Genomic DNA, 19,708 nt, shown 5'->3' with positions numbered 1-19,708 from the left:
CCCGCAACCCGCGCCGCCGCGCCGCCGCCGCCGTGCATGGCGCACGCTCGCCGGCGCGCTGCTCGGCCTGACGCTCGCCTGCGCGGGCATCGGCGCATGGACGATCGATCGCATCTGGACGCAGTTGCCGTCCGTCGAACACCTGGCCGTCTACCGTCCCGCGCTGCCGCTGCGGATCTTCTCGCGCGACGGCGACCTGCTGGCCGAGTACGGCGTCGAGCGGCGCGAGTTCGTCCCGCTCGAACGCATCCCGCCGCTGATGCGGCACGCGCTGCTCGCGGCCGAGGACGCGAAGTTCTACCAGCACGGCGCGGTCGATCTCGGCGGCCTGGCGCGCGCGACGTTCGCGAACGTCGTGACCGGGCAGCCGGGCCAGGGCGGCAGCACGATCACGATGCAGGTCGCGCGCAATTTCTACCTGACGCGCGACAAGGTGCTGAGCCGGAAGCTCGCCGAGATCCTGATGGCGGTCAAGCTCGAACGCGAGTACGGCAAGGACAAGCTGCTCGAGCTGTACATGAACGAAATCTACCTGGGCGAACGCGCATACGGTTTCGCGGCCGCCGCGAACGTGTACTTCGGCAAGCCGCTCGACGCGCTGAGCGCGGGCGAGGCGGCCGTGCTCGCGGGGCTGCCGAAGGCGCCGTCCGCGTTCAATCCGGTCGTCAATCCGGCGCGCGCGACCGCGCGGCGCAATTACGTGCTCGGTCGCATGCATGCGCTCGGCCAGCTCGACGACGCGGCGTACCGCGCGGCCGTCGATGCGCCGATCGCGCTGGCGACCACGCCGCCGCCCGGGATCGTTGCCGCGCCCTATGTCGCGGAGCGTGCGCGCCGGATGATGGTCGAGCGGTTTCACGACGACGCCTATACGCTCGGCCTCGACGTGACGACGACGATCTCGATGCGCGATCAGCGCGCGGCCGAAAGCGCGCTCGCTCGCACGCTGAGCCGGCAGCCGCGCGCGAAGCGCGATGCGCGCGACGGGCTCGAAGGCGCGCTCGTGTCGCTCGATGCGGCGACCGGCGACATGCTGGCGCTCGTCGGCGGCGCGCATTTCAGCCGCAACGTGTTCGACCATGCGCTGCAGGCGTATCGCCAGCCCGGTTCGAGCTTCAAGCCGTTCGTCTATTCGGCGGCGCTGGAGAAGGGCTACTTCCCGGGCGTGCTCGTCGACGATACGCAGCGCACGCTCACGCATGAGGAGACCGGCGCGCGGCCGTGGCGTCCGCGCAATTTCGGCAACCGCTACGAAGGGTTCATCCCGGTGCGGCGCGGGCTCGTGCGCTCGAAGAACCTGGTCGCGGTCAGCCTGATGCAGGCCGCGGATGCGCGCTACGTGCAGCAGCACGCGGTGCATTTCGGCTTCGACGCGCAGCGCAATCCGGCGTCGCTGCCGCTCGCGCTCGGCGCGGGCGCCGTGACGCCGCTCGAACTCGCGAGCGCGTATGGTGTGTTCGCGAACGGCGGCACGCGGATGGAGCCGCGCCTGATCCTGTCGGTGAAGCAGCGTCATGGCGGCGCGATGTACGAGGCGACCGTGCCGTCGGGCGAGCGCGTCGTGTCGACGCGCAACGCGTTCGTGATGGACAGCATGCTGCGCGACGTCGTGAAGGCCGGCACCGCGCGCGGCGCGCTCGCGCTGCGCCGCGACGACGCGGCCGGCAAGACGGGTACGTCGAACGGCTCGAAGGACGTCTGGTTCGCCGGCTACTCGTCGGGCATCGTCGCGGTCGCGTGGCTCGGCTACGACACGCCGCGCCCGATGGGCCGCGCGACCGGCGCGACGCTGGCGCTGCCGGTCTGGCTCGACTACATGAAGACGGCGGTGGACGGGCGCACGCCGGTCGATGCGGCGCCGCCGCAGGACGTCGCGCTCGTGGACGGCGACTTCGTGTACGCCGAATACACGCGCGGCACGTGCACCGCCGACGTGCCGTCGTACATCCGCAGCCGCTTCGCATGCGGCGGGGCGGCTGCGACCGGTGCGTCCGGCCCGTCGGGCGACGACGGCGGGCGCGCCGGGCCGCTGCCTGCCGCGGTCGATGCGGCCGAGCGCGAACGCGTGCTCGACCTGTTCCGGACCGACGACTGACGCGCGCCATGCATACGCTCTATCTGATTGCAATCGTCGCCGAAGCGATGTCGGGGGCGCTGATGGGCATGCGCCGCGGGATGGACCGCTTCGGGCTTGCACTGGTCGGCGCGGTGACGGCGCTCGGCGGCGGTACCGTGCGCGACGTGCTGCTCGGCCACTACCCGCTCGGCTGGATCGCGCATCCCGAGTATCTGGTGATCACGCTTGCCGCGGCGACCGTCGCGTCGTGGGCCGCGCGGCATGTCGCGCGGATGAAGACGCTGTTCGTCACCGTCGATGCGATCGGCCTCGCGGCGTTTACGATCATCGGCTGCGACGTCGGTGCGTCGACCGGCACGGCGCCGATCATCGTCGTGCTGGCCGGCGCGATCACGGGCGTGTGCGGCGGGATGCTGCGCGACCTGCTGTGCAACGAGATGCCGCTGATCCTGCGCGAGGAACTGTACGCGAGCGTCGCGTTCGTCACGGGCACGTTGTACGTCGGGATGCAGTCCGTCGGCATCGGGGCGGGCGTCGCGACGGCGGTCGCGCTGGCGGCGGGCTTCTCGATGCGGATGCTCGCCGTGCGGCTCGGGTGGAAGATGCGGACGTTCGGCGCGGCGGATCTCGAGCATTGAGCGCTCGCGCCGCGCGGGCATTCAATCCTTCTGCATCACCTGAAAGACGTTGCCTTCCGGATCGATGCCGTCGTACATCCGGTACGGGAAGCCGTCGAAGCGCTTGAGGTCGCGCACGGTCACGCCGTCGCCGGCGAGCCGGTCGCGATGCGCATCGATACCGGCGTCGATCGAGAAGACGAGCTTCACGTTGCTCGCGCCCGCCGTTATGCTCGCGGGCGCGTGGCGGAATGCCGGGCCGGCCAGATGCAGCGCCAGTTCGACGGCGCCCGCGTCGAGCACGGCCCATTCGTCGTCGATTTCCTCGACGACGGGCAGGTTGAAATACAGCCGATAGAACGCCTTCAGCAGGGCGACGTCCTGGACGTACAGGATGATGCGGGTCATCGGAAGCGGCATGTCGGTGTCCTTGAAGGGAAGGTGCGGCGCGTGACGGATGGTGCGTGAAAGTGCCGCCGCCGGCAACGCGGGGCGTCGCGCGACGTCACGGTCGCGCGGCAGATGCGAGCGCCTACGCGGGCACCATGACCGGCGGCGCACCGTCGCCGGTTTCCACCATCTTCACCGCGAATCCGTAGCACTGCGCGATATGGGCCGGCGTCATCACGTCGCGCGGCGTGCCGTGCGCGACGATCGTGCCGTCGGCCAGCATCGCGATCGAATCCGCGTGCCGCGCGGCGAGATTCGGATCGTGCACGATCGCGAGCACGCCGAGCTGCCATTCGCGCGCGACGGTGCGCACGGTTTCGAGCAGGCGGTGTTGATGCGCCAGGTCCAGCGCGGCGGTCGGCTCGTCGAGCAGCAGGTAGCGCGGGCCGCGCTCCGCCGCATCCTCGTCCGGCCACAGTTGCGCGAGCACGCGGGCGAACTGCACGCGGGCGAGTTCGCCGCCCGACAGCGTCGTGACGTCGCGGCCGACGAGCGCATCCGCGCCCGCGCGTTCGAGCGCCTGCCAGGCGATGTCGCGATCGCGATGCGACGTTGCACCGCTGCGCCGCGCATGAGGGTAGCGGCCGAGCAACACGATTTCGTCGACGCTGAACGGGAACGCGGGTTGCGCGGCCTGCGGCAGCACCGCGCGCAGGCACGCGAGCCGCGGCGCATCGATGTGCGCGAGCGGCTCGCCGTTCAGCGTGATGTCGCCCGTCACGCGCACGCCGCCCGGTGCGGCGCCGCCGGACAGTTCGCCGGCGAAGGTTTTCAGCAGCGTGCTCTTGCCGGCGCCGTTGCGGCCGAGCAGCGCGGTCACGCGGCCGGGCGCGATCGACAGCGACAGGTCGCGCAGGATCGCGTTGTGTCGGCGTGCGACGTCGAGATGGTGAGCGGTCAGCATGGTCGTCGTGAAGGAAGGGTTAGCCGCCGAGCGCGCCGCGGCTTTTCCACAACAGCGCCAGGAAGAACGGCGCACCGAGCAGCGCGGTCAGCACGCCGAGCGGAATTTCGGCGGGCGCGGCGACCGTGCGCGCGGCGAGATCGGCGGCGAGCGTCAGCAGCGCGCCGAGCAGCGCGGCGCCGGGCAGCACGATCCGCTGGTCGGGGCCGCACGCGAGGCGCACGCAATGCGGCGCGACGAGCCCGATGAAGCCGATGATGCCCGCGCACGACACCAGCGCGCCGACCGCGAGCGCGACCGCGACGAGCACGTGCCGCTTGAGCCGCTGCACGGGCACGCCGAGATGCAGCGCCTCGGTTTCGCCGAGCTGCAGCGCGTTCAGCGCGTCGCGTTCGCGCGCGAGCAGCACGCAGCCGAGCGCGACGCACGGCGCGACGGCAGCCAGCGCGGGCCATTGCGCGCCGCCCAGGCTGCCGAGGCTCCAGAAGGTCAGCGAGCGCAGTTGCGCGTCGTCGGCGACGAACGTGAGCAGCCCGATCGCCGCCCCCACCAGCGCGTTGATCGCGATGCCGGCGAGCAGCAGCAGCGGCAGCGCGAGCCGGCCGCGCGATGCGGCGAGCCGGTAGACGAGCGCCGCGACCGCGAGCGCGCCCGCGAACGCGGCGACGGGCAACGCGGCCGCGCTCACGTGGGCGGCGAAGAGCGCGGGGCCGAGCACGATCATCGTCGTCGCGCCGAGGGCGGCGCCGCTGGACACGCCGACGAGCCCCGGATCGGCGAGCGGATTGCGGAACAGCGCCTGCATCGCGGCGCCGGTTGCGCCGAAGCCGCCGCCGACCAGCAGCGCGAGCACGACGCGCGGCGCGCGGATGTCGAGCAGCACCGCGCGCGCCTGCTGCGCGGCCGGGTCGCCGGTCAGCGCGGCCCAGGCTTCCGCGAGCGGAATGCGATAGGCGCCGACGCACAGCGCGGCGACGGACATCGCGCACACGAGCACGGCGAGCGCCGCCAGCGCGAACGGCGCGAAGCGGCGCGACGTACCGATGCGCGCAGCGCCGGCGCGCGCGGCGGGCGACGATGCGGAAAAGGGCGAAGCATGAGCGGGCATCGGGGCAATCCGGAATCAGGCGAGCGCATCCGACAGGCGTCGGTGCAGGGTCGTGACGGCGAGCGGCAGGCGCGGGCCGAAGCCGAGCAGGAACAGCGCGTCGAGCGACACGACGCGCTGCGCGCGGCCGGCCGGCGTCGCGCCGAAGCCGGGCGTCGCGAGCAGCGCGGCGCGGCCGCCGACGGCCGCGAGCCCTTCGTCGGAGATCAGCACGACGTCGGGCGCCGCGGCGGCGAGCGCCTCGGTCGTCAGCGGCTTGTAGTGATCGAAGCCCTGCATCGCGTTGCGCGCGCCCGCGTAGCGGATCATCGCGTCGGCGGCCGTGCGCTGGCCCGCGACGAGCGCCTGGTTGCCGGTGTGGTTCAGCACGAACAGCACGCGCGGCGGTTGTGCGCCGCCGGGGACGCGCGCGGCGACCGCGTCGCGCGCGGCCTGCCAGTCGCCATCGAAGCGCTGCAGCAACGCGGTGCCCGCGTCGCGCACGTCGAGCGCCTGCGCGACGCCCGTGATCTTCGCGCGCACCGATTCGACGTCATGGCGTTCGTCGAACGTCGTCACCGCGACGCCGGCGCCTTTCACCTGCGCGATTGCCGCGGGCGGGCCGGCTTCGGCGGACGCGAGCACGAGATCGGGCCGCAGCGACAGCAGCCCCTCGGCCGACAGCGCGCGCTGGTAGCCGACCTTGGGCAGGCGCTTCGCGGCGTCGGGGTACGTGCAGGTCGTGTCGGCGCCGACGAGCCGGTAGCGCGGCGTCTCGGCGCCGCCGAGCGCGAATGCGGTTTCCGCGAGCGCGCCGCCGATCACGACGACGCGCTTCTGCGCGGCCTGCGCCAGCGCGCGGCCGGGCAGCGTGCCCGCGAGCGCACCGGCGAGCGCGCTCGCGAGCACGACGCGGCGGCCTGGCTGGAACGATCGCGCGCTCACCGCGCGTCTCCGCGCGCCGCCGGCGGCAGCGTCGCGACGAGCGCGCGCCAGTCGTCGCGTTCGACCTTGCCGGGCTTGCGCTCGCCGAACAGCAGCGCGACGTGGTCGCCCTGCCGGTCGAACAGCTCGAGCGACGTGACGATACCGTCGCTCGTCGGCTTCTTCACGACCCACGCGGCGGCGATCAGGTCCTCGCGCACGTGCAGGTTGAAGGTCGGGTCGAGCACGTTGATCCATGCGCCGACCTCGCGCACGTTCGTGACGGGGCCCGTATGGATCTGGATCATCCCCGCGTTGCCGACGAACACCATGATCGGCTGGCCGCTCTTGGCCGCCTGCTGCAGCACGTGGCGCAGCGCATGCGCGGTCTCGACCGGATACGCGTATTGCGGATCGGCGAGGCGCAGCGCCTGCATGCGGCTCACGCCGAAGCGCTGCGTGATGCCGAAGAACTGGTGCGTGTCGGTCATCGCGTCCCACGCGGCGCGAAAGCCTGCCACGTCGATCCCGGTGTCGGCGCGCTCGGGCGTCTTCGGCGCGGCGGGCCCGACCTCGAGGCCCGGCTCCTGCGACGGCGCGCGCCAGCGCTCGACGAACGCGTCGTACGCGGCGTGATCGCTGTGCGCACGCAGATAGACCTTGTGGATCGCATGACCCTGCGCGTCGAAGAACTGCAGGCTCTTCAGCGGGCCGTGCGCGGTCTCGTCGCACACGGCGAACGCCGACACCCAGTGCCGATAGAAGATGCGCAGGTCGATGTCGCCGAGCGCGAGGCCGACGGGGCCGTCGTGGCTCATCTGCGCGTACTCGCCGTCCTTCTCGTGGACGGCCGTATCGTTGCGCGTGAGCGCCATCACGCGCCCGAGGCGCGGCATTTCCTCGAACATGGCCGGAAAGCGCGCGTCGAGCCGCACGACGTGTTCGCCGACGAAGGCGGCGAGCGCCTCGCCTTCGCTGACGCCGAGCGCCTGCGCGACGTCGCGGTTGCGCAGCTGGCGCTCGGTCTTGAGCTTGATGAACGCGTCGCGCAGCGCGGCGGCCGCGCGGGCCGGCGTGGCCGGTTGACCGGGAAGGGCGGATTGCATCATGTCGGACTCCTTCAAGTAACGGTTGGGGTGGGTGCGCGGGCGGCGCGCATCAGAAATCCACTTTCATGCTGACGGCGACCGTGCGGCCGGGCGACGTATATGCGTCGAGCACGCGCGAATCGGCGGCGATGCCGCGCACATCCGACCAGTTCCAGTACTTGCGGTCGAACAGGTTGCGGATGCCGATCGTCGCGCTCACGTGCTTGCTGAAGCGATAGCCGCCGCGCAGGTCGACGACGAACGACGACGGCGGCGTGAAGCACGTCTTGTTCGAACAGTCGGACTTGTCGACGTCTTTCTCGCGTTTCGCGGCCTGGAACAGCAGGTCGGTCTGCACGAACCAGCGCTCGCTCGGCTCGTAGCGCACGCCGAACACGGCCGAGAACGGGTTGATCGTGTTCAGCGGCTGGCTCGCCGTGCCGTCGTTCTGCGTCGAGCCCTTCGTGAACGCCATCGCCGTCTTCAGCGTGATGCCGTTCGGCATCACCCATTCGGCGCGGCCTTCGAGGCCGTGAATGCGTGCATCGGCGAAGTTCACGTACTGGAACACGAACGGGTCGGTCGGCCGGCCGCTGCCGGCGATCGTCGTGCGCGAGATGAAGTTGCGGTAGCGGCCGGTGAACGCGGCCGCGCTGTAGCGCACGACGCCGTAGCCGGTGCCCGCGGTGCCGCGCAGGCCCGCTTCGAACGTGTCGCTGGTTTCCGGCTTCAGGTTCGGATTGCCGATCGACGTGTAGCCGTACACCGGGTTCGAGAAACTGCTGTTCACCTGGTCGGGCGTCGGCGCGCGGAAGCCGTGCGCGTACTGCGCGTACGGAATGAGCGCGGGCGTGATCTCGTAGAGCACGGCGACGCGCGGCGACAGTTCGTTCGCGCTCGTCGAAACAGCCTTGCCGGTAAACAGCGGATCGTTTTCGGTCGGGCTCAGCCGGTACGTGTCGAAGCGCAGGCCCGGCGTGACGAGCAGGCGGCCATAGCCGATCTGGTCCTGCACGAACGCGCCGAACAGCGTGTAGTCGGTGTCGGGGAACGCCTTGTTCGGGAATGCCTCGCCGACGCCCGGCACCGTGCCGTCGCGCATGTTCGTCACGCGCGACACGCTGCCGTCGACGCCGTACAGCAGCTTGTGCGCGAGCGGGCCGGTCTTGAAGCCGCTTTCGGCGAACGCGGAACCGCCGAACGTGCGCTCCTTGTACTGGTTGTCGCGCGAGCGCGATTTCAGCGGCGCGCCGCGCGTCTCGAACGCGTACTGGTCCTGCTTCGCGTCCTGGTAGTAGAACTGCACGTGCGCGGTCTGGAACCAGCGGAACGCGTCGTCGCGGAAATCGTAATCGACGCTGAAGCGGTTGCGTTCGAGCCGGTCGTAGGTCGTGAGGCCGAGCGTGGTCGGCGGATTGATCGCCGACAGCACGTCGGTGCTCACGCGCCGCTGCACCGTCTCGGCCGTGAACTTGATCGTGTCGCGCGCGGTGGGCGTCAGCACGAGCTTGCCGAGCAGCGATTCGGAGTAGACGTCCTGCGGGTTCGACGTGGTGCGCAGCGTGCTCGCCGAGTTGTTGTCGCCGCGCGTGTCGACCTCGTGGCCGCGCCGGCCGTCGGCGATGATCATGCCCTGCACGCGATCGTTGCCGCCCGCGGCCGACACGGTCGCGCCGACGCTGCGGTCGGTCGAGTCGTAGCTCGGCCGGAACGAGAAGTAATAGGGCTTGTTGTAGATCGACAGCAGGTCGCGCGGATCCTTCGTGAGGAAGTTCACCGCGCCGGTCAGGCCGTCGCTGCCGTACAGCGCCGAGGCCGGCCCGCGCAGGATCTCGATGCGCTTGAGCGTGTCGAGATCGGCGTAGTCGCCGCGCCCTGCCTCGAGCGGGCCGAACGAAAACGCGTTCGGCAGGCGGATGCCGTCTTCCATCAGCAGCACCCGATTGCCTTCGAGGCCGCGGATGTTGATGCTCGAATCGCCGTCGCGGCCGCCGCCGAGCGCGGCGCTGCCGGGCCGGTACGCGGTGCGGCGCACGGTGACGCCCGGCTCGTAGCGCAGCGCGTCCTTGATGTTGGTGGCCTGCTGTTCCTCGAGATCCTCGTCGGTAATCACCGAGACGGACGCGGCCGTACGGCTCGCGGCCGTGGCGGTGCGGTTGGCCGTGACGGTGACGGGGTCGAGCAGCGCCGCCTCGCTGCGCGTGGATGCGACGAGCATGGCGGGCGGAGTGGCGCCTTGCGGCGACGAATCGGCTTGAGCCGGGGCGGCGGACAGGCCGAACGCGCCGAACAGCGCGGCGCAGATCGGCCGCCGCGCCAGTGTGTAGCAATGCACAGGTGGTCTCCCATTGATGATGACAAGCCCGGAGGCTGGCTGGGTGACGCGTTCACCTGGCTGGCCCGCCCGCGCACGACAGGTGGCGAGCGGAAAATTGAAAGGCAACTGACAACTTTGCCAGTGTAAATGAGAATTATTATCAACACAAGGATAGGCAGGCGCGTCCGCGGGCGAGCGCTTGCCTGCGTGGCCCGGGGGGCTCGCGGCGGGAAACCGGGGAGTAGCGCGGGCTCGGCTACGCGAGCGCCTCGATGTGGATCAGCAGGTTGCGCGCGTGCGCGACGAACGCGTCGTGCGTCGTGCGATCGCCGTGGCTCTGGAGGCCGGCCTGTTCGGCGAAGGCGATCTGTTCGGTGTAGAGGTCGACGAGCGCACGGCGTGCGTCAGGGGGAAGCGCGCGAATCATCGATACGAGCAGCAGTTCCTGCGCGCGAAGCATGCCGGACAGCGACGGGACGTTCATGCTGGCCTCCTCGGATGACGCGGCGGCGAGCCGCTTGTTCTCATACTAGGCGGTCGGCGTACGCGGTGCAGGCGGGCATGTGGCGGGACGCGCGTCGATGGAGCGATCGAAATCGCCGCGCGCGCAACGGGAAATGCGCCGTACGCGGCAGCGCGCGGCGCATCGGAGCGTGCAGGGGGCGGACGGAATCAGCCGGCGGCGGTGGCGGCCAGCGCATCGCGCACGACCTGCGCGACGCGTTCGACGAATTCGGCGTCGACGCTCGACAGCGCTTCGCGCGTGCCGTCGGGCATCTCGACCATCAGGCGATACGTGACGTCCTGCGTGGTCCATGCGAGGTAGCCGACGACGGCAAGCATCACGCCGACGACGAGTACGGCGCTCGATGCGCCGATGCCGCCCGCGATGGCGGCGGCCACGCCGATCAGCGAGATCAGCGACGGCACGAGACGGTTCTTCGGAATCTTGACGACGTCGACGTGACGGATGTCGCGCAGTGCGAATACCTGCCCGGCGGCCGACAGGCCGTTGCGCGTGATCATGACGCCGCGTTCGTTGAATGCGTTTTCCATCGTGTGTTGCGTGGACGAAAACGCGCAGCGTAGCAGGTTTCGTTGCTGCATCAAACGAGACCGACTGCCGCACGACGCATGCGGCGCGGCCGACGGGCGCAAAGCGGGGGGAGCGGGGAGGCGTTCAGAACTGCAGCCGGCCGTCGCCGTAGAGGCGGCCCGGCACGTGCGAGGCGACGACCTCGGCGATCTCTTCGTCGGTCGATTCGGCCGGCACGATCTGCCGCCGTGCGGGTGCGTCGAGATGCATCGTCCATTCGACGAGCCGGTACGGGCGGCCCCACGGGCGCTGCATTTCGACCGATACGCGGCAACTCTGGACCGGCATCGAATGTTGGCACGTCAGAATCGCGTGCAGACGGCTGAAAACGGTATCTTCGATCATCATGGCCTCCGATCCTGTCTGGTTGGCAATCGACGTGGCGCCGTGGTGTTTAAAAAAAAAGCCGCCGATGCTCAGGCGGCCAACAGGGGGGGTGAGAGCATCCTCTCAGCCCAGAATTAAGCGAAACTTAAAAGCCCATAAAAAAGCGCCCCGCGTGGAGCGGGGCGCTTCTTGCCGTCGTGATCCGCGAGTTAAGCGGATGCTTTAGAACTTGTGACGGATACCGATACGTGCGGCGATCTGGTTCTTCGAACCCGTGCCTGACGTGTTGAAGTAGCTCGTGCTCGAGCCGATCTGCGCTTGCACGCCCTTGCCCGAAGCCTGCTGGTACACGACCAGGCCGTACACGTCCGTACGCTTGCTGAGTGCGTAGTCGGCGATGCCGTTGACCTGGTTCCAGTGCCACGAGTTGCCGTTCTGCGTGGCGTTCGTGTACGTGTAGCCGAGGCCGCCCGACAGGGCCGGCGTGATTGCGTACTTCGCACCGGCTTCATACGCGTTGTAGAACGTGCCGCCCGCGCCCGACACGGTCGAGAACTGCGTACGCGTCCACAGCAGCCATGCGGTTGCCGGGCCCCAGACGTAGCGGCCACCGACGCCGTACGTGCGCAGGTCGCGGACGTTGCCCGTGCTCAGGTTCGCGATCGTCGTCGAGAAGGCCGGCGACGACTGGCTCGGGTAACGGATGTCCGTGTACGCACCGCCGACCGACAGCGGGCCGTTCGCGTAGTTCAGGCCGAAGCTGTATGCGCGCGACGAGCCTGCCGTCGTCGTCGTGCCCGACGTCGTGGACGGTGCACCCGCGAAGTCGGTCGAGTTCGAGAAGCCGTACAACGCGCCGAACGTGAAGCCCGAGTAGTTCGCGCTCTGGAACTTCACGGCGTTGTTGATGCGGCTCGACGTGAGCTGGTCGATGTCGTTCACGTGGTAAGCGTAGTTACCCGCGACCGTGTTGCCGCCCGTCGAGTAGTTCGAACCGAGGATGTCGGTCGAGAACGAGTACTGGCGGCCGAACGTGACCGTGCCGTACTGCGACTGGCTCAGGCCGACGTAGGCCTGGCGACCGAAGATCGCGCCGCCCTGGCCGATCGTGCCGTTGCCGCTGTTGAAGCCGTTTTCGAGCACGAAGATCGCCTTCAGGCCGCCGCCGAGGTCTTCGGTGCCGCGCAGGCCCCAACGGCTGCCCTGGGCCACGCCGTCGTCATACTTGAACAGCTTGCCCGTGCCGCCGTTGGCGGTCTTGCTGTGGTTCACGTAGCTGATACCGGCGTCGATGATGCCGTACAGGGTCACGCTGCTTTGTGCGTGCGCGGTGCCGGCCGTTGCTGCCAGGACGGCGATGGTCAACAGTTTCTTGTTCAAAGGATTCTCCGAGCGAATGAAAGGCGTGTCCAGTTGCGGTTCCGGCGCTCTCTATGGGCGCTTTCACGGACCGGCGGCAACTTTATCGACAGGGCACGTAATGAATATGACAGCGACTGTCATATGAAGAATGTGTGGCGTCGATGCGACACTGAATTCTGCCCGGTTGCGCTATCCGGGGTTATACCGAATTCGGCTGAGTTTCGACGCCGCCCGGGAATATGCACATGAAATAAGCTTGGTTGGTGGTGTTCCGGCCCCGTGCCACGATCCGTGTTCCAACCAACGACACGGGACAAGAGGACACCATGCGACGTTCGATCCTGACCGGCCTCGGCGCGCTCGCCGCCGCGCTGGCATTCGCGGCGCCCGGCGCGCACGCCGATCCGCAAACGCTGAAGATCGGCACGATGAGCGGCCCCGACGCGCAGATCTGGACCGAGGTGACGAAGGTCGCCGCGCGCGACGGCCTGGCGATCAAGGTCATCGAATTCAACGACTACGTGCAGCCGAACGCGGCGCTCGATGCCGGCGATCTCGACGCGAACGGCTTCCAGCACCAGCCGTTCCTCGACAGCCAGATCAAGCAGCGCGGCTACAAGATCATCAACGTCGGGCTGACCTATACGGCGCCGATGGGCTTCTATTCGAAGAAGATCAAGTCGCTGAAGGACTTGCCGGCGGGTGCGAAGGTCGGGATCCAGAACGATCCGTCGAACGGCAACCGCGCGCTCCTGCTGCTGCAGAAATACGGGGTGATCAAGCTGAAGGCGGGCGCCGGCACGAACGGCGTGAACGCGACGCCGCTCGACGTCGCCGAGAATCCGAAGAAGATCCGGATCGTCGAGCTCGACGCCGCGCAACTGCCGCGCGCGCTGCCCGACCTCGATGCCGCGTCGATCAACACCGATTACGCGGTGAAGGCGGGGCTCACGCCGGTGAAGGATGCAATCGCGATCGAGGATCTGCGCGGGCCGTATGCGAACCTGATCGCGGTGCGCGCGCAGGACAAGGACAAGCCGTGGGTGAAGAAGCTCGTCGCGGCCTATGAATCGGACGACGTGCGCAAGTTCATCGACCAGAAGTTCGGCGGCGCGATCGTGCCGGCGTTCTGAACGCCCACCCGTATCGGCCGGCCGGCGCGCCGGCACCCGACGGACCGGAAAGCCGATCGCCCGCGCAAGCGGGCGATTGCATTGGTGCGCGCCGTGGCCCGGCGCGCGGGCCGGGCGCTCAGGCCGACAGCAGCGAACCGGTGCGGATCGCGGTCGCGCCGGCAATGCGCGCGACTTCCATGCCGGCCGTCGCGAAGCGCACGATCTGGCGCGCGTACAGCACGCCCGACACGCTGCTCTTCAGCGTGACGACGCGATCGGTCAGCGGATCGACGATGTCGGCCACCGCCTGGCCGGCCTCGATCCACACGCCGACCGGCGTGCGGAACACGATCACGCCCGACACGGGCGCGACCAGCGGATCGGTGCCCGCGAGCGGGGTGGCCGGATACGCGAGCGGCGGCAGCGGCGCCGGCGTGCCATCCACGACGCCGCGCTCGGTCAGGTATTCGACGATCGCCTGGGCGTCCTTTTCGGCGAACTCGTACGACACGTCGCGCTCGCTGCGCAATTCCACCGTGACGGAAATCGCGCCGTTCGGGATCGGGAAACGATCGCCGAAACGGTTGCGCAGATCGGACCAGCAGAAGCTGTGGATCTCGTCGAACGGGTTGCCGACCGAGTTCAGCGCGAGCAGCGACGCCTGCGCGTCGAGATAGCGCGACAGCGGTTCGACGTCCGGCCACAGATCGGGATTCGTGTAGAGGTGCATGACCGCATCGCTGTCGCAGTGCAGGTCGAGCACGATATCGGCGTCGAACGACAGCTTCTGCAGCGCGAGGCGCTGCGAGTCGAGCTCGGTGCGCGGCTTCTGCTCGTCGAGCGCTTCGCGCATCGCGGCGCGCACGGCCACGAGGTTGCGCTGCGCGTCGCTCGTGAGCCGGCTTTCGACGCGCGGCAGCACGAGCGCCGCGAGATCGTAGAAATTGCGGTTGAAGTTCTGCATCGAGCCGAGCTCGAAGCGGCCCAGGTGATCGCCGAACACGTGCTGCGACAGGCCGATCGGGTTCGGCACGGGCACGACGACGATTTCGCCGCGCAGCTTGCCGGCCGTCTCGAGCGCGGCGATCTTGCGGCGCAGCAGCGTGGCGACCAGCATGCCGGGCAGTTCGTCCGCGTGCAGCGACGACTGGATGTAGACCTTTTTGCCGCCGCGCGGGCCGTAGTGGAAGCTCGTGATCTGGCGTTCGGTACCGACGGCGGGGGAAATCAGCGGATGGGTCTGCGTTTGCATGATGAAGGGAGGGCGGCGCAGCCGCGAATGTCCGGTGTGCGTGGAAGATCGATTGTACGTTGCCTTCCTCGCCGCCATCAAACCGGCGCCAGAACACCCGGTTTCCCTTTGAGAATCATCAGGTTGGCACGAAAAAAATAATGCGGCCGGCGCCGTGCGCGCAAAAAAAACGGGCTCCTCCCGGAGCCCGTCTGCAGCGCGGCGCATCGCGCGCCGGCGTGCCGTGTTACTTGCCGTAGACGTCGAAATCGAAATACTTCTTCGCGATCTTGTCGTACGTGCCGTCCTTGCGCATGCCGGCGATCGCGCCGTCGATCTTCGACTTCAGGTCGGCGTCTTCCTTGCGCAGGCCGATGCCGGCGCCTTCGCCGAGCGTCTTCGGATCGTCGAGATCCTTGCCGGCGAAGTCGAAGCTCGCGCCGCGCGGCGTCTTCAGGAAGCCGATCTCGGCTTGCACCGCGTCCTGCAGCGCGCCGTCCAGGCGGCCGGAGATCAGGTCGGCATAGACCTGGTCCTGGTTCTGGTAAGGCACGACGTTCACGCCCTTCGACGCCCAGTAGGTCTTCGCGTACGTTTCCTGGATCGTGCCCTGCTCGACGCCGATCGACTTGCCCTTCAGCGATTCGGCCGTCGGCATCAGGCCGGCGCCCTTCTTCGTGACGAGGCGGGTCGGCGTGTTGAACAGCTTCGCCGAGAACGCGATCTGTTCCTGACGCGCCGGCGTCATCGACATCGACGACAGCACGCCGTCGAACTTGCGGGCCTTCAGCGCGGGGATCATTCCGTCGAAGTCGTTTTCGATCCACACGCACTTTGCCTTCATGCGGCGGCAGATTTCGTTGCCGAGATCGACGTCGAAACCCACAACCTTGCCGTCAGCACCTTTCGATTCGAAAGGCGGGTAGCTTGCGTCGACGCCGAACCGCACGGTCGTCCACTCCTTCGCGTACGCGCTGCCGGTCGAAACGGCAAGCAGGGCAACGGTCACAGCCGCAAGAATTTTTTTCACTCGGTGACTCCTCGTTTTGTTCGATGGGTGCGCGGTTGTGCCGCGCCGTAAGCCTTCGGCCCGGCGCGGCTTCGCGTCAGGCTGTCCGTTTCGCCCGCCCGATGCGGGCGCGCGACGTGCGCAAGATTATCAAGACAAAATACCGGCGGGGCGCCTAGGACAAGCCCCGATACCGGGCCCGGCGGCGGCGCGTCAGGCGCGCCGCCGTTTCAGACACAGGAACGATTCAGCCGAGCGTTTCGTTGACGGCGCGCTGCAGGCAGGCGACGAACTGCGACACGGCCGGCGTGGGCAGCAGGTCGCGCCGCGAGATGATCGACAGGTCGAAGCGCGGCATGCTTTCGTCGAGTTCGGCCGTGCGGACGCCGAGCGGCGCGACCATCGCGGCGAGCGGGCGCGTGAAGCAGCCGATCACGTCCGAGCGCGCGACGAGCCCGAGCGTCACCGCGAACGACATCGGCGAGCGCAGCATGCGCTTCGGCAGCGGCAGCCCGCGCGCCTCGAACATTCCCACCATCACGCTGTGCGGAAACTGCTCGGCGCCGACGGTGACGATCCACTCGGCGTCGAGCAGTTCCTCCAGCCGGCGCGCGTGCGCGAGCGGGTGGCCGTCGCGCATCACGACGGTGAATTCGGTCGACAGCAGCGGCGCTTGCGTGAAATCGCGGTCGAGCGCGGGCACATGGTGCATCGCGGCGATGTCGAGCGTGCCGTTGCGCAACTGCGCGAGCGCGTCGGGCACCGTCACTTCCTCGAGATGCAGGTTCACGTCCGGCATCGACCGGCGGAACGCCGTCACCGCGTGCGGCAGCGCCGTCAGCGCGATCGACGGCATCGTGCCGACCGCGACGCGTCCCGACATCTCGCCCTTCACCTGCTCGACGGCCTCGACCGTGCGGCGGATGTCGCCGAGCAACTGCTCGGCGCGCGGCAGCAGCGCCTGGCCGCAGGCGGTCAGCTCGACGCCGCGTACGCTGCGCGCGAGCAGTTCCGCGTTGAGCGCCGTCTCGAGCTCGCGGATCGTATGCGTGATCGCCGGCTGCGTGACGCCGAGTTCGCGCGCGGCGGCGCGCAGGCTCTTGTGGTGCGCGGCGGAGACGAACGCCTGGAGCTGCGCGAGGTTCAGGGGATTGCGAATGCGGGTCATCGATCGGATCCGGTGGCGGTGTTCGGTAGCGATCCTGAAGAATCTCGCGTGCCGGTGCGTGCGCGGGACGTCCGGCAATACCGCTGCGGCGCATGCCGCGCGGCGATCCTGCCGTCGCGCCGGTGCGGTGGCTCGGGCAGGCGGCGGGCGCTGTCGCGGTTGCGACGGGGCGCGTCGTCGGGCTGGCCGTGCGCGAGCCGTTCCGACGGGGGCGGCGCGAACCGGCTGCCGGCGCCGACGGGCCGACGTTGCGCGACGCGCAACGCTATGCCAGCGCCGTTTCGACGGCCGCCAGCGTGCGGCGCCGAATCCAGCCGCTCGCGAGCCGGATCGCGAGCCAGTACGGCGTGAACAGCAGCCGCGTGCGGGCGGTCGGGCAATGCACGAAGGTTTCGGTGCGCAGGACCTGCGAGCCGGCGGGCCGCCCGACCACCTCGAAGCGCAGCACCAGCCGCGCGTCGCGCGGGTCGTCGTGCCGGACGAACGCCGCCGTGTCGGCGATCGTCCGCACGCCGAAGTCGGGGCGCCAGAAGCGGCCGACGAGGCCGAGCGACAGCGACGTATCGTCGCGTTGCAGCACCGTGAACGTGTGGAGGCCGAAGCGTGCGCGTGCGCGGCGAGGGGTGCCGTGGCGCAGCGAGGCGGCGAGGGTCGTCGGGAATTCGCGGACGTTGAGCAGCGCGTCGACGATCGGATCGGTGCGCATGTCGATCGCGGTGACCGCCTCGATGATGCGTGCCGGGGCGGCGTCGATCGGCTTCGATTCGTGCATCTCGTGGAAGCCGAACGACGGGATGAACGGGGGCTTGCACGCCGAGGTCCGGGTGCTCGATTCGGAGACGATGCCGAGTGCGTTCATGGTGGCTTCCGGGCGAAAACCGCGATCGTAGCACCGGCGCGCAATGCGTGCCCGGCTGCTTCGCTCGGGGTGCCGCCGCCGTTGAAAAAAAGCCTGGAAACACGTGTTCCCAGGCCTGGAGACCATCGGCGACGATGGTGGAGGAGACGAAGGTCGTCCCGATGCGCGCCGTCCTTCAGCCGGCGACGGCGCGCCCGATGCGCGCTCAGATCGCCCAGCCGCCGAGATAGAAGACGACCAGCACGGCCGCGATCAGCACGGTGCCGACATTGAGCTTGCGGAATTCGCCGCTGGCGATGCGGCCGATCACGAGCGTCGAGAAGCCGAGCATGATGCCCGTCACGATGTTCGCGGTCAGCACGATGAACACGGCGCACACGAGGCCCGACATCGCGTCGACCATGTCGTCCATGTGCAGCCTGCTCACGCTGCCGAGCATCAGCAGGCCGACGTACATCAGCGCGGGGGCCGTGGCGTACGACGGCACGAGGCCCGCGAGCGGCGAGAAGAACATCACGACGAGGAACAGCAGGCCGACCACGGCCGCCGCGAGGCCCGTCTTCGCGCCGGCGGCCACGCCGACGCTCGACTCGATGTAGGCCGCCGCCGGTGCGCCACCGAGGAAGCCGGAGAAGATCGAGCTGAGCGAATCGGCGGTCAGCGCGCGGCCGCCGTTGATGATGCGGCCGTTCTCGTCGAGCTGGCCGGCCTGCCCGGCGACCGCGCGAATCGTGCCGGTCGCGTCGAACACGGCGGTCATCACCAGCGCCAGCACGCTCGGCAGCACGGCCATCGACAGCGCGCCCTTGATGTCCATCGCGCCGATCAGCGACGCATGGCCCGGTGCGCTCAGCGACGGCAGCGCGAAGATGCCGTGATACTTCACGGCCGGATCGAACACGAGGCCGAACACCGAGATCGCGATCACGACGAGCAGGATGCCGCCCGGCACGCGGCGCTTCTCGAGGCCGAAGATCGCGGCGAGGCCGACGACCGACATGATGACCGGGAACGCGGTGATCTGGCCGAGCGAGACCGGCAGGCCGGCGCCCGGGTTCTTGATCACGAGGCCGACGTCGTTCGACGCGATCAGCAGCAGGAACAGGCCGATGCCGATGCCGGTGCCGTGCGCGACGCCCGCGGGCAGGTTGCGCAGGATCCACGAGCGCACGCCGGTCACCGAGATGCCGGTGAACACGAGGCCCATCAGGAACACGGCGCCGAGCGCGACCGTCGGGTGCAGGCCCTTGCCGAGCACGAGGCCGAACGCGGTGAACGCGGTCAGCGAGATCGCGCAGCCGATCGCGATCGGCAGCTTCGCCCACAGGCCCATCAGCAGCGAGCCGAACGCGGTGGTGAGGCAGACCGCGACGAACACGGCGCTCGTGTCGAAGCCGGCCTTGCCGAACATGCCGGGCACGACGAACACCGAATAGACCATCGCGAGGAAGGTGGTGACGCCGGCAACGATCTCGCGGCGCTGCGTGCTGCCGCGCGATGAAATGCCGAAGTACCGGTCGATGACTCCCTTGGTGCCAAAGTCAGTTTCTTCCGCGCCGACGCCGACCGTCGGCTGCACCGGGGTATCACTCATGAGCTTGCTCCTTTATCAGCATGCTGAAACGGCCCGTAGCGAACCGTCGTCAGGGTGTCTCGTATCTGGTTGGGATGGTCGGCAGCGTCGTGGGGACGAATGACGCGTGATGCGTGTCGTTACGTGCGCATCGAAACGAGCGCGAGGGTGTCGCGTCGGACGACGCGTGGTGTGGTCGACCCCGTCACGTGTGCTTTGCCGTAGCGAAGGTTAGGCGAGCCGCTCATCACGTCCCATCGGGGGACGAGCATGCAGCGCATGTCGCAGCGCTTATATCGGCGTGCGACCGGGCTCCGTCGCGACGACACGCGTGTATACGCCTAGTTCGAATCCGTTAAGGCGACTATTTGAACGCGGGGCCGGCGGGCAGGGCGGGAGCGGGTGAGACATGGGATATTGCAAATCACTTTCATTGAGGCTGTGCGCACGCATGCGGATGACGGCCGCGGCGTGCGACGCGATGCGCGGCCGTGCGCACGCGGC

At 69.0% G+C, this 19,708-nt stretch carries 18 protein-coding genes; 3 read left to right on the top strand and 15 right to left on the bottom strand.

Annotated features, from left to right (window positions below):
• Both GQ56_RS0128175 and GQ56_RS0128170 read left to right on the top strand, forming a co-directional pair.
• Window positions 1-2,095 (top strand): penicillin-binding protein 1A (locus tag GQ56_RS0128175; RefSeq protein ID WP_031401837.1); only part of this gene is annotated, 2,095 nt, incomplete at its 5' end.
• Window positions 2,096-2,103: 8 nt separating this feature from the next.
• Window positions 2,104-2,715, top strand: coding sequence for a trimeric intracellular cation channel family protein (locus tag GQ56_RS0128170; RefSeq protein WP_031401836.1), 612 nt, complete (start codon window positions 2,104-2,106; stop codon window positions 2,713-2,715).
• A gap of 21 nt (window positions 2,716-2,736) precedes the next feature.
• Here GQ56_RS0128170 and GQ56_RS0128165 read toward each other — a convergent pair whose 3' ends face one another.
• The 10 genes from GQ56_RS0128165 to GQ56_RS0128120 all read right to left on the bottom strand — a co-directional run bounded on the left by GQ56_RS0128165 (window position 2,737) and on the right by GQ56_RS0128120 (window position 12,267).
• Entirely contained in the window at window positions 2,737-3,114 is a 378-nt protein-coding gene (locus GQ56_RS0128165; RefSeq protein WP_031401835.1) for a VOC family protein, read from the bottom strand.
• 112 nt (window positions 3,115-3,226) lie between these two features.
• Window positions 3,227-4,048 (bottom strand): heme ABC transporter ATP-binding protein, encoded by an 822-nt coding sequence (locus tag GQ56_RS0128160; RefSeq protein ID WP_031401834.1) that lies wholly within the window; start codon window positions 4,046-4,048, stop codon window positions 3,227-3,229.
• 19 nt (window positions 4,049-4,067) lie between these two features.
• A complete protein-coding gene (locus GQ56_RS0128155; RefSeq protein ID WP_031401833.1) occupies window positions 4,068-5,156 on the bottom strand; it encodes a FecCD family ABC transporter permease in 1,089 nt (362 codons plus the stop codon).
• A gap of 15 nt (window positions 5,157-5,171) precedes the next feature.
• Window positions 5,172-6,080, bottom strand: a complete 909-nt coding sequence (locus tag GQ56_RS0128150; RefSeq protein ID WP_031401832.1) for a heme/hemin ABC transporter substrate-binding protein — start codon at window positions 6,078-6,080, stop codon at window positions 5,172-5,174.
• Window positions 6,077-7,168, bottom strand: coding sequence for a hemin-degrading factor (locus GQ56_RS0128145; RefSeq protein WP_031401831.1), 1,092 nt, complete (start codon window positions 7,166-7,168; stop codon window positions 6,077-6,079). Before GQ56_RS0128145 ends, GQ56_RS0128150 begins: the two co-directional genes overlap by 4 nt.
• A gap of 49 nt (window positions 7,169-7,217) precedes the next feature.
• Window positions 7,218-9,482 (bottom strand): TonB-dependent hemoglobin/transferrin/lactoferrin family receptor, encoded by a 2,265-nt coding sequence (locus GQ56_RS0128140; RefSeq protein ID WP_031401830.1) that lies wholly within the window; start codon window positions 9,480-9,482, stop codon window positions 7,218-7,220.
• Between the two features lie 238 nt (window positions 9,483-9,720).
• Window positions 9,721-9,948 carry a hypothetical protein gene (locus tag GQ56_RS0128135; RefSeq protein WP_031401829.1) on the bottom strand — a complete coding sequence of 76 codons (228 nt, stop codon included), beginning with the start codon at window positions 9,946-9,948 and terminating at the stop codon, window positions 9,721-9,723.
• A gap of 188 nt (window positions 9,949-10,136) precedes the next feature.
• Window positions 10,137-10,520 carry a DUF6232 family protein gene (locus tag GQ56_RS0128130; RefSeq protein WP_031401828.1) on the bottom strand — a complete coding sequence of 128 codons (384 nt, stop codon included), beginning with the start codon at window positions 10,518-10,520 and terminating at the stop codon, window positions 10,137-10,139.
• A 124-nt stretch (window positions 10,521-10,644) separates the two neighbouring features.
• Window positions 10,645-10,905, bottom strand: coding sequence for a DUF2866 domain-containing protein (locus GQ56_RS0128125; RefSeq protein ID WP_031401827.1), 261 nt, complete (start codon window positions 10,903-10,905; stop codon window positions 10,645-10,647).
• A gap of 204 nt (window positions 10,906-11,109) precedes the next feature.
• Window positions 11,110-12,267 carry a porin gene (locus GQ56_RS0128120; RefSeq protein WP_031401826.1) on the bottom strand — a complete coding sequence of 386 codons (1,158 nt, stop codon included), beginning with the start codon at window positions 12,265-12,267 and terminating at the stop codon, window positions 11,110-11,112.
• Between the two features lie 308 nt (window positions 12,268-12,575).
• On the opposite strand from GQ56_RS0128120, the gene GQ56_RS0128115 reads away from it, so the two are divergent.
• Entirely contained in the window at window positions 12,576-13,382 is an 807-nt protein-coding gene (locus GQ56_RS0128115) for a MetQ/NlpA family ABC transporter substrate-binding protein (RefSeq protein ID WP_031401825.1), read from the top strand.
• Window positions 13,383-13,500: 118 nt separating this feature from the next.
• Here GQ56_RS0128115 and GQ56_RS0128110 read toward each other — a convergent pair whose 3' ends face one another.
• The 5 genes from GQ56_RS0128110 to GQ56_RS0128090 form a co-directional block, all read right to left on the bottom strand.
• The gene (locus GQ56_RS0128110) at window positions 13,501-14,616 is read right to left on the bottom strand and encodes a succinylglutamate desuccinylase/aspartoacylase family protein (protein WP_031401824.1); all 1,116 of its coding nucleotides are present in this window, start codon (window positions 14,614-14,616) and stop codon (window positions 13,501-13,503) included.
• 226 nt (window positions 14,617-14,842) lie between these two features.
• A complete protein-coding gene (locus GQ56_RS0128105) occupies window positions 14,843-15,625 on the bottom strand; it encodes an ABC transporter substrate-binding protein (protein ID WP_031401823.1) in 783 nt (260 codons plus the stop codon).
• 226 nt (window positions 15,626-15,851) lie between these two features.
• A complete protein-coding gene (locus tag GQ56_RS0128100; protein WP_031401822.1) occupies window positions 15,852-16,772 on the bottom strand; it encodes a LysR family transcriptional regulator in 921 nt (306 codons plus the stop codon).
• A gap of 265 nt (window positions 16,773-17,037) precedes the next feature.
• Window positions 17,038-17,631: a hypothetical protein gene (locus tag GQ56_RS0128095; RefSeq protein ID WP_031401821.1), complete on the bottom strand. Its 594-nt coding sequence runs from the start codon at window positions 17,629-17,631 to the stop codon at window positions 17,038-17,040.
• 205 nt (window positions 17,632-17,836) lie between these two features.
• Window positions 17,837-19,225, bottom strand: a complete 1,389-nt coding sequence (locus GQ56_RS0128090) for an NCS2 family permease (RefSeq protein WP_031401820.1) — start codon at window positions 19,223-19,225, stop codon at window positions 17,837-17,839.
• Window positions 19,226-19,708 lie beyond the last annotated feature (483 nt).

Source organism: Burkholderia paludis (assembly GCF_000732615.1).
Lineage (GTDB): Bacteria > Pseudomonadota > Gammaproteobacteria > Burkholderiales > Burkholderiaceae > Burkholderia > Burkholderia paludis.
This window is presented reverse-complemented; position numbering and strand designations above follow the sequence as displayed.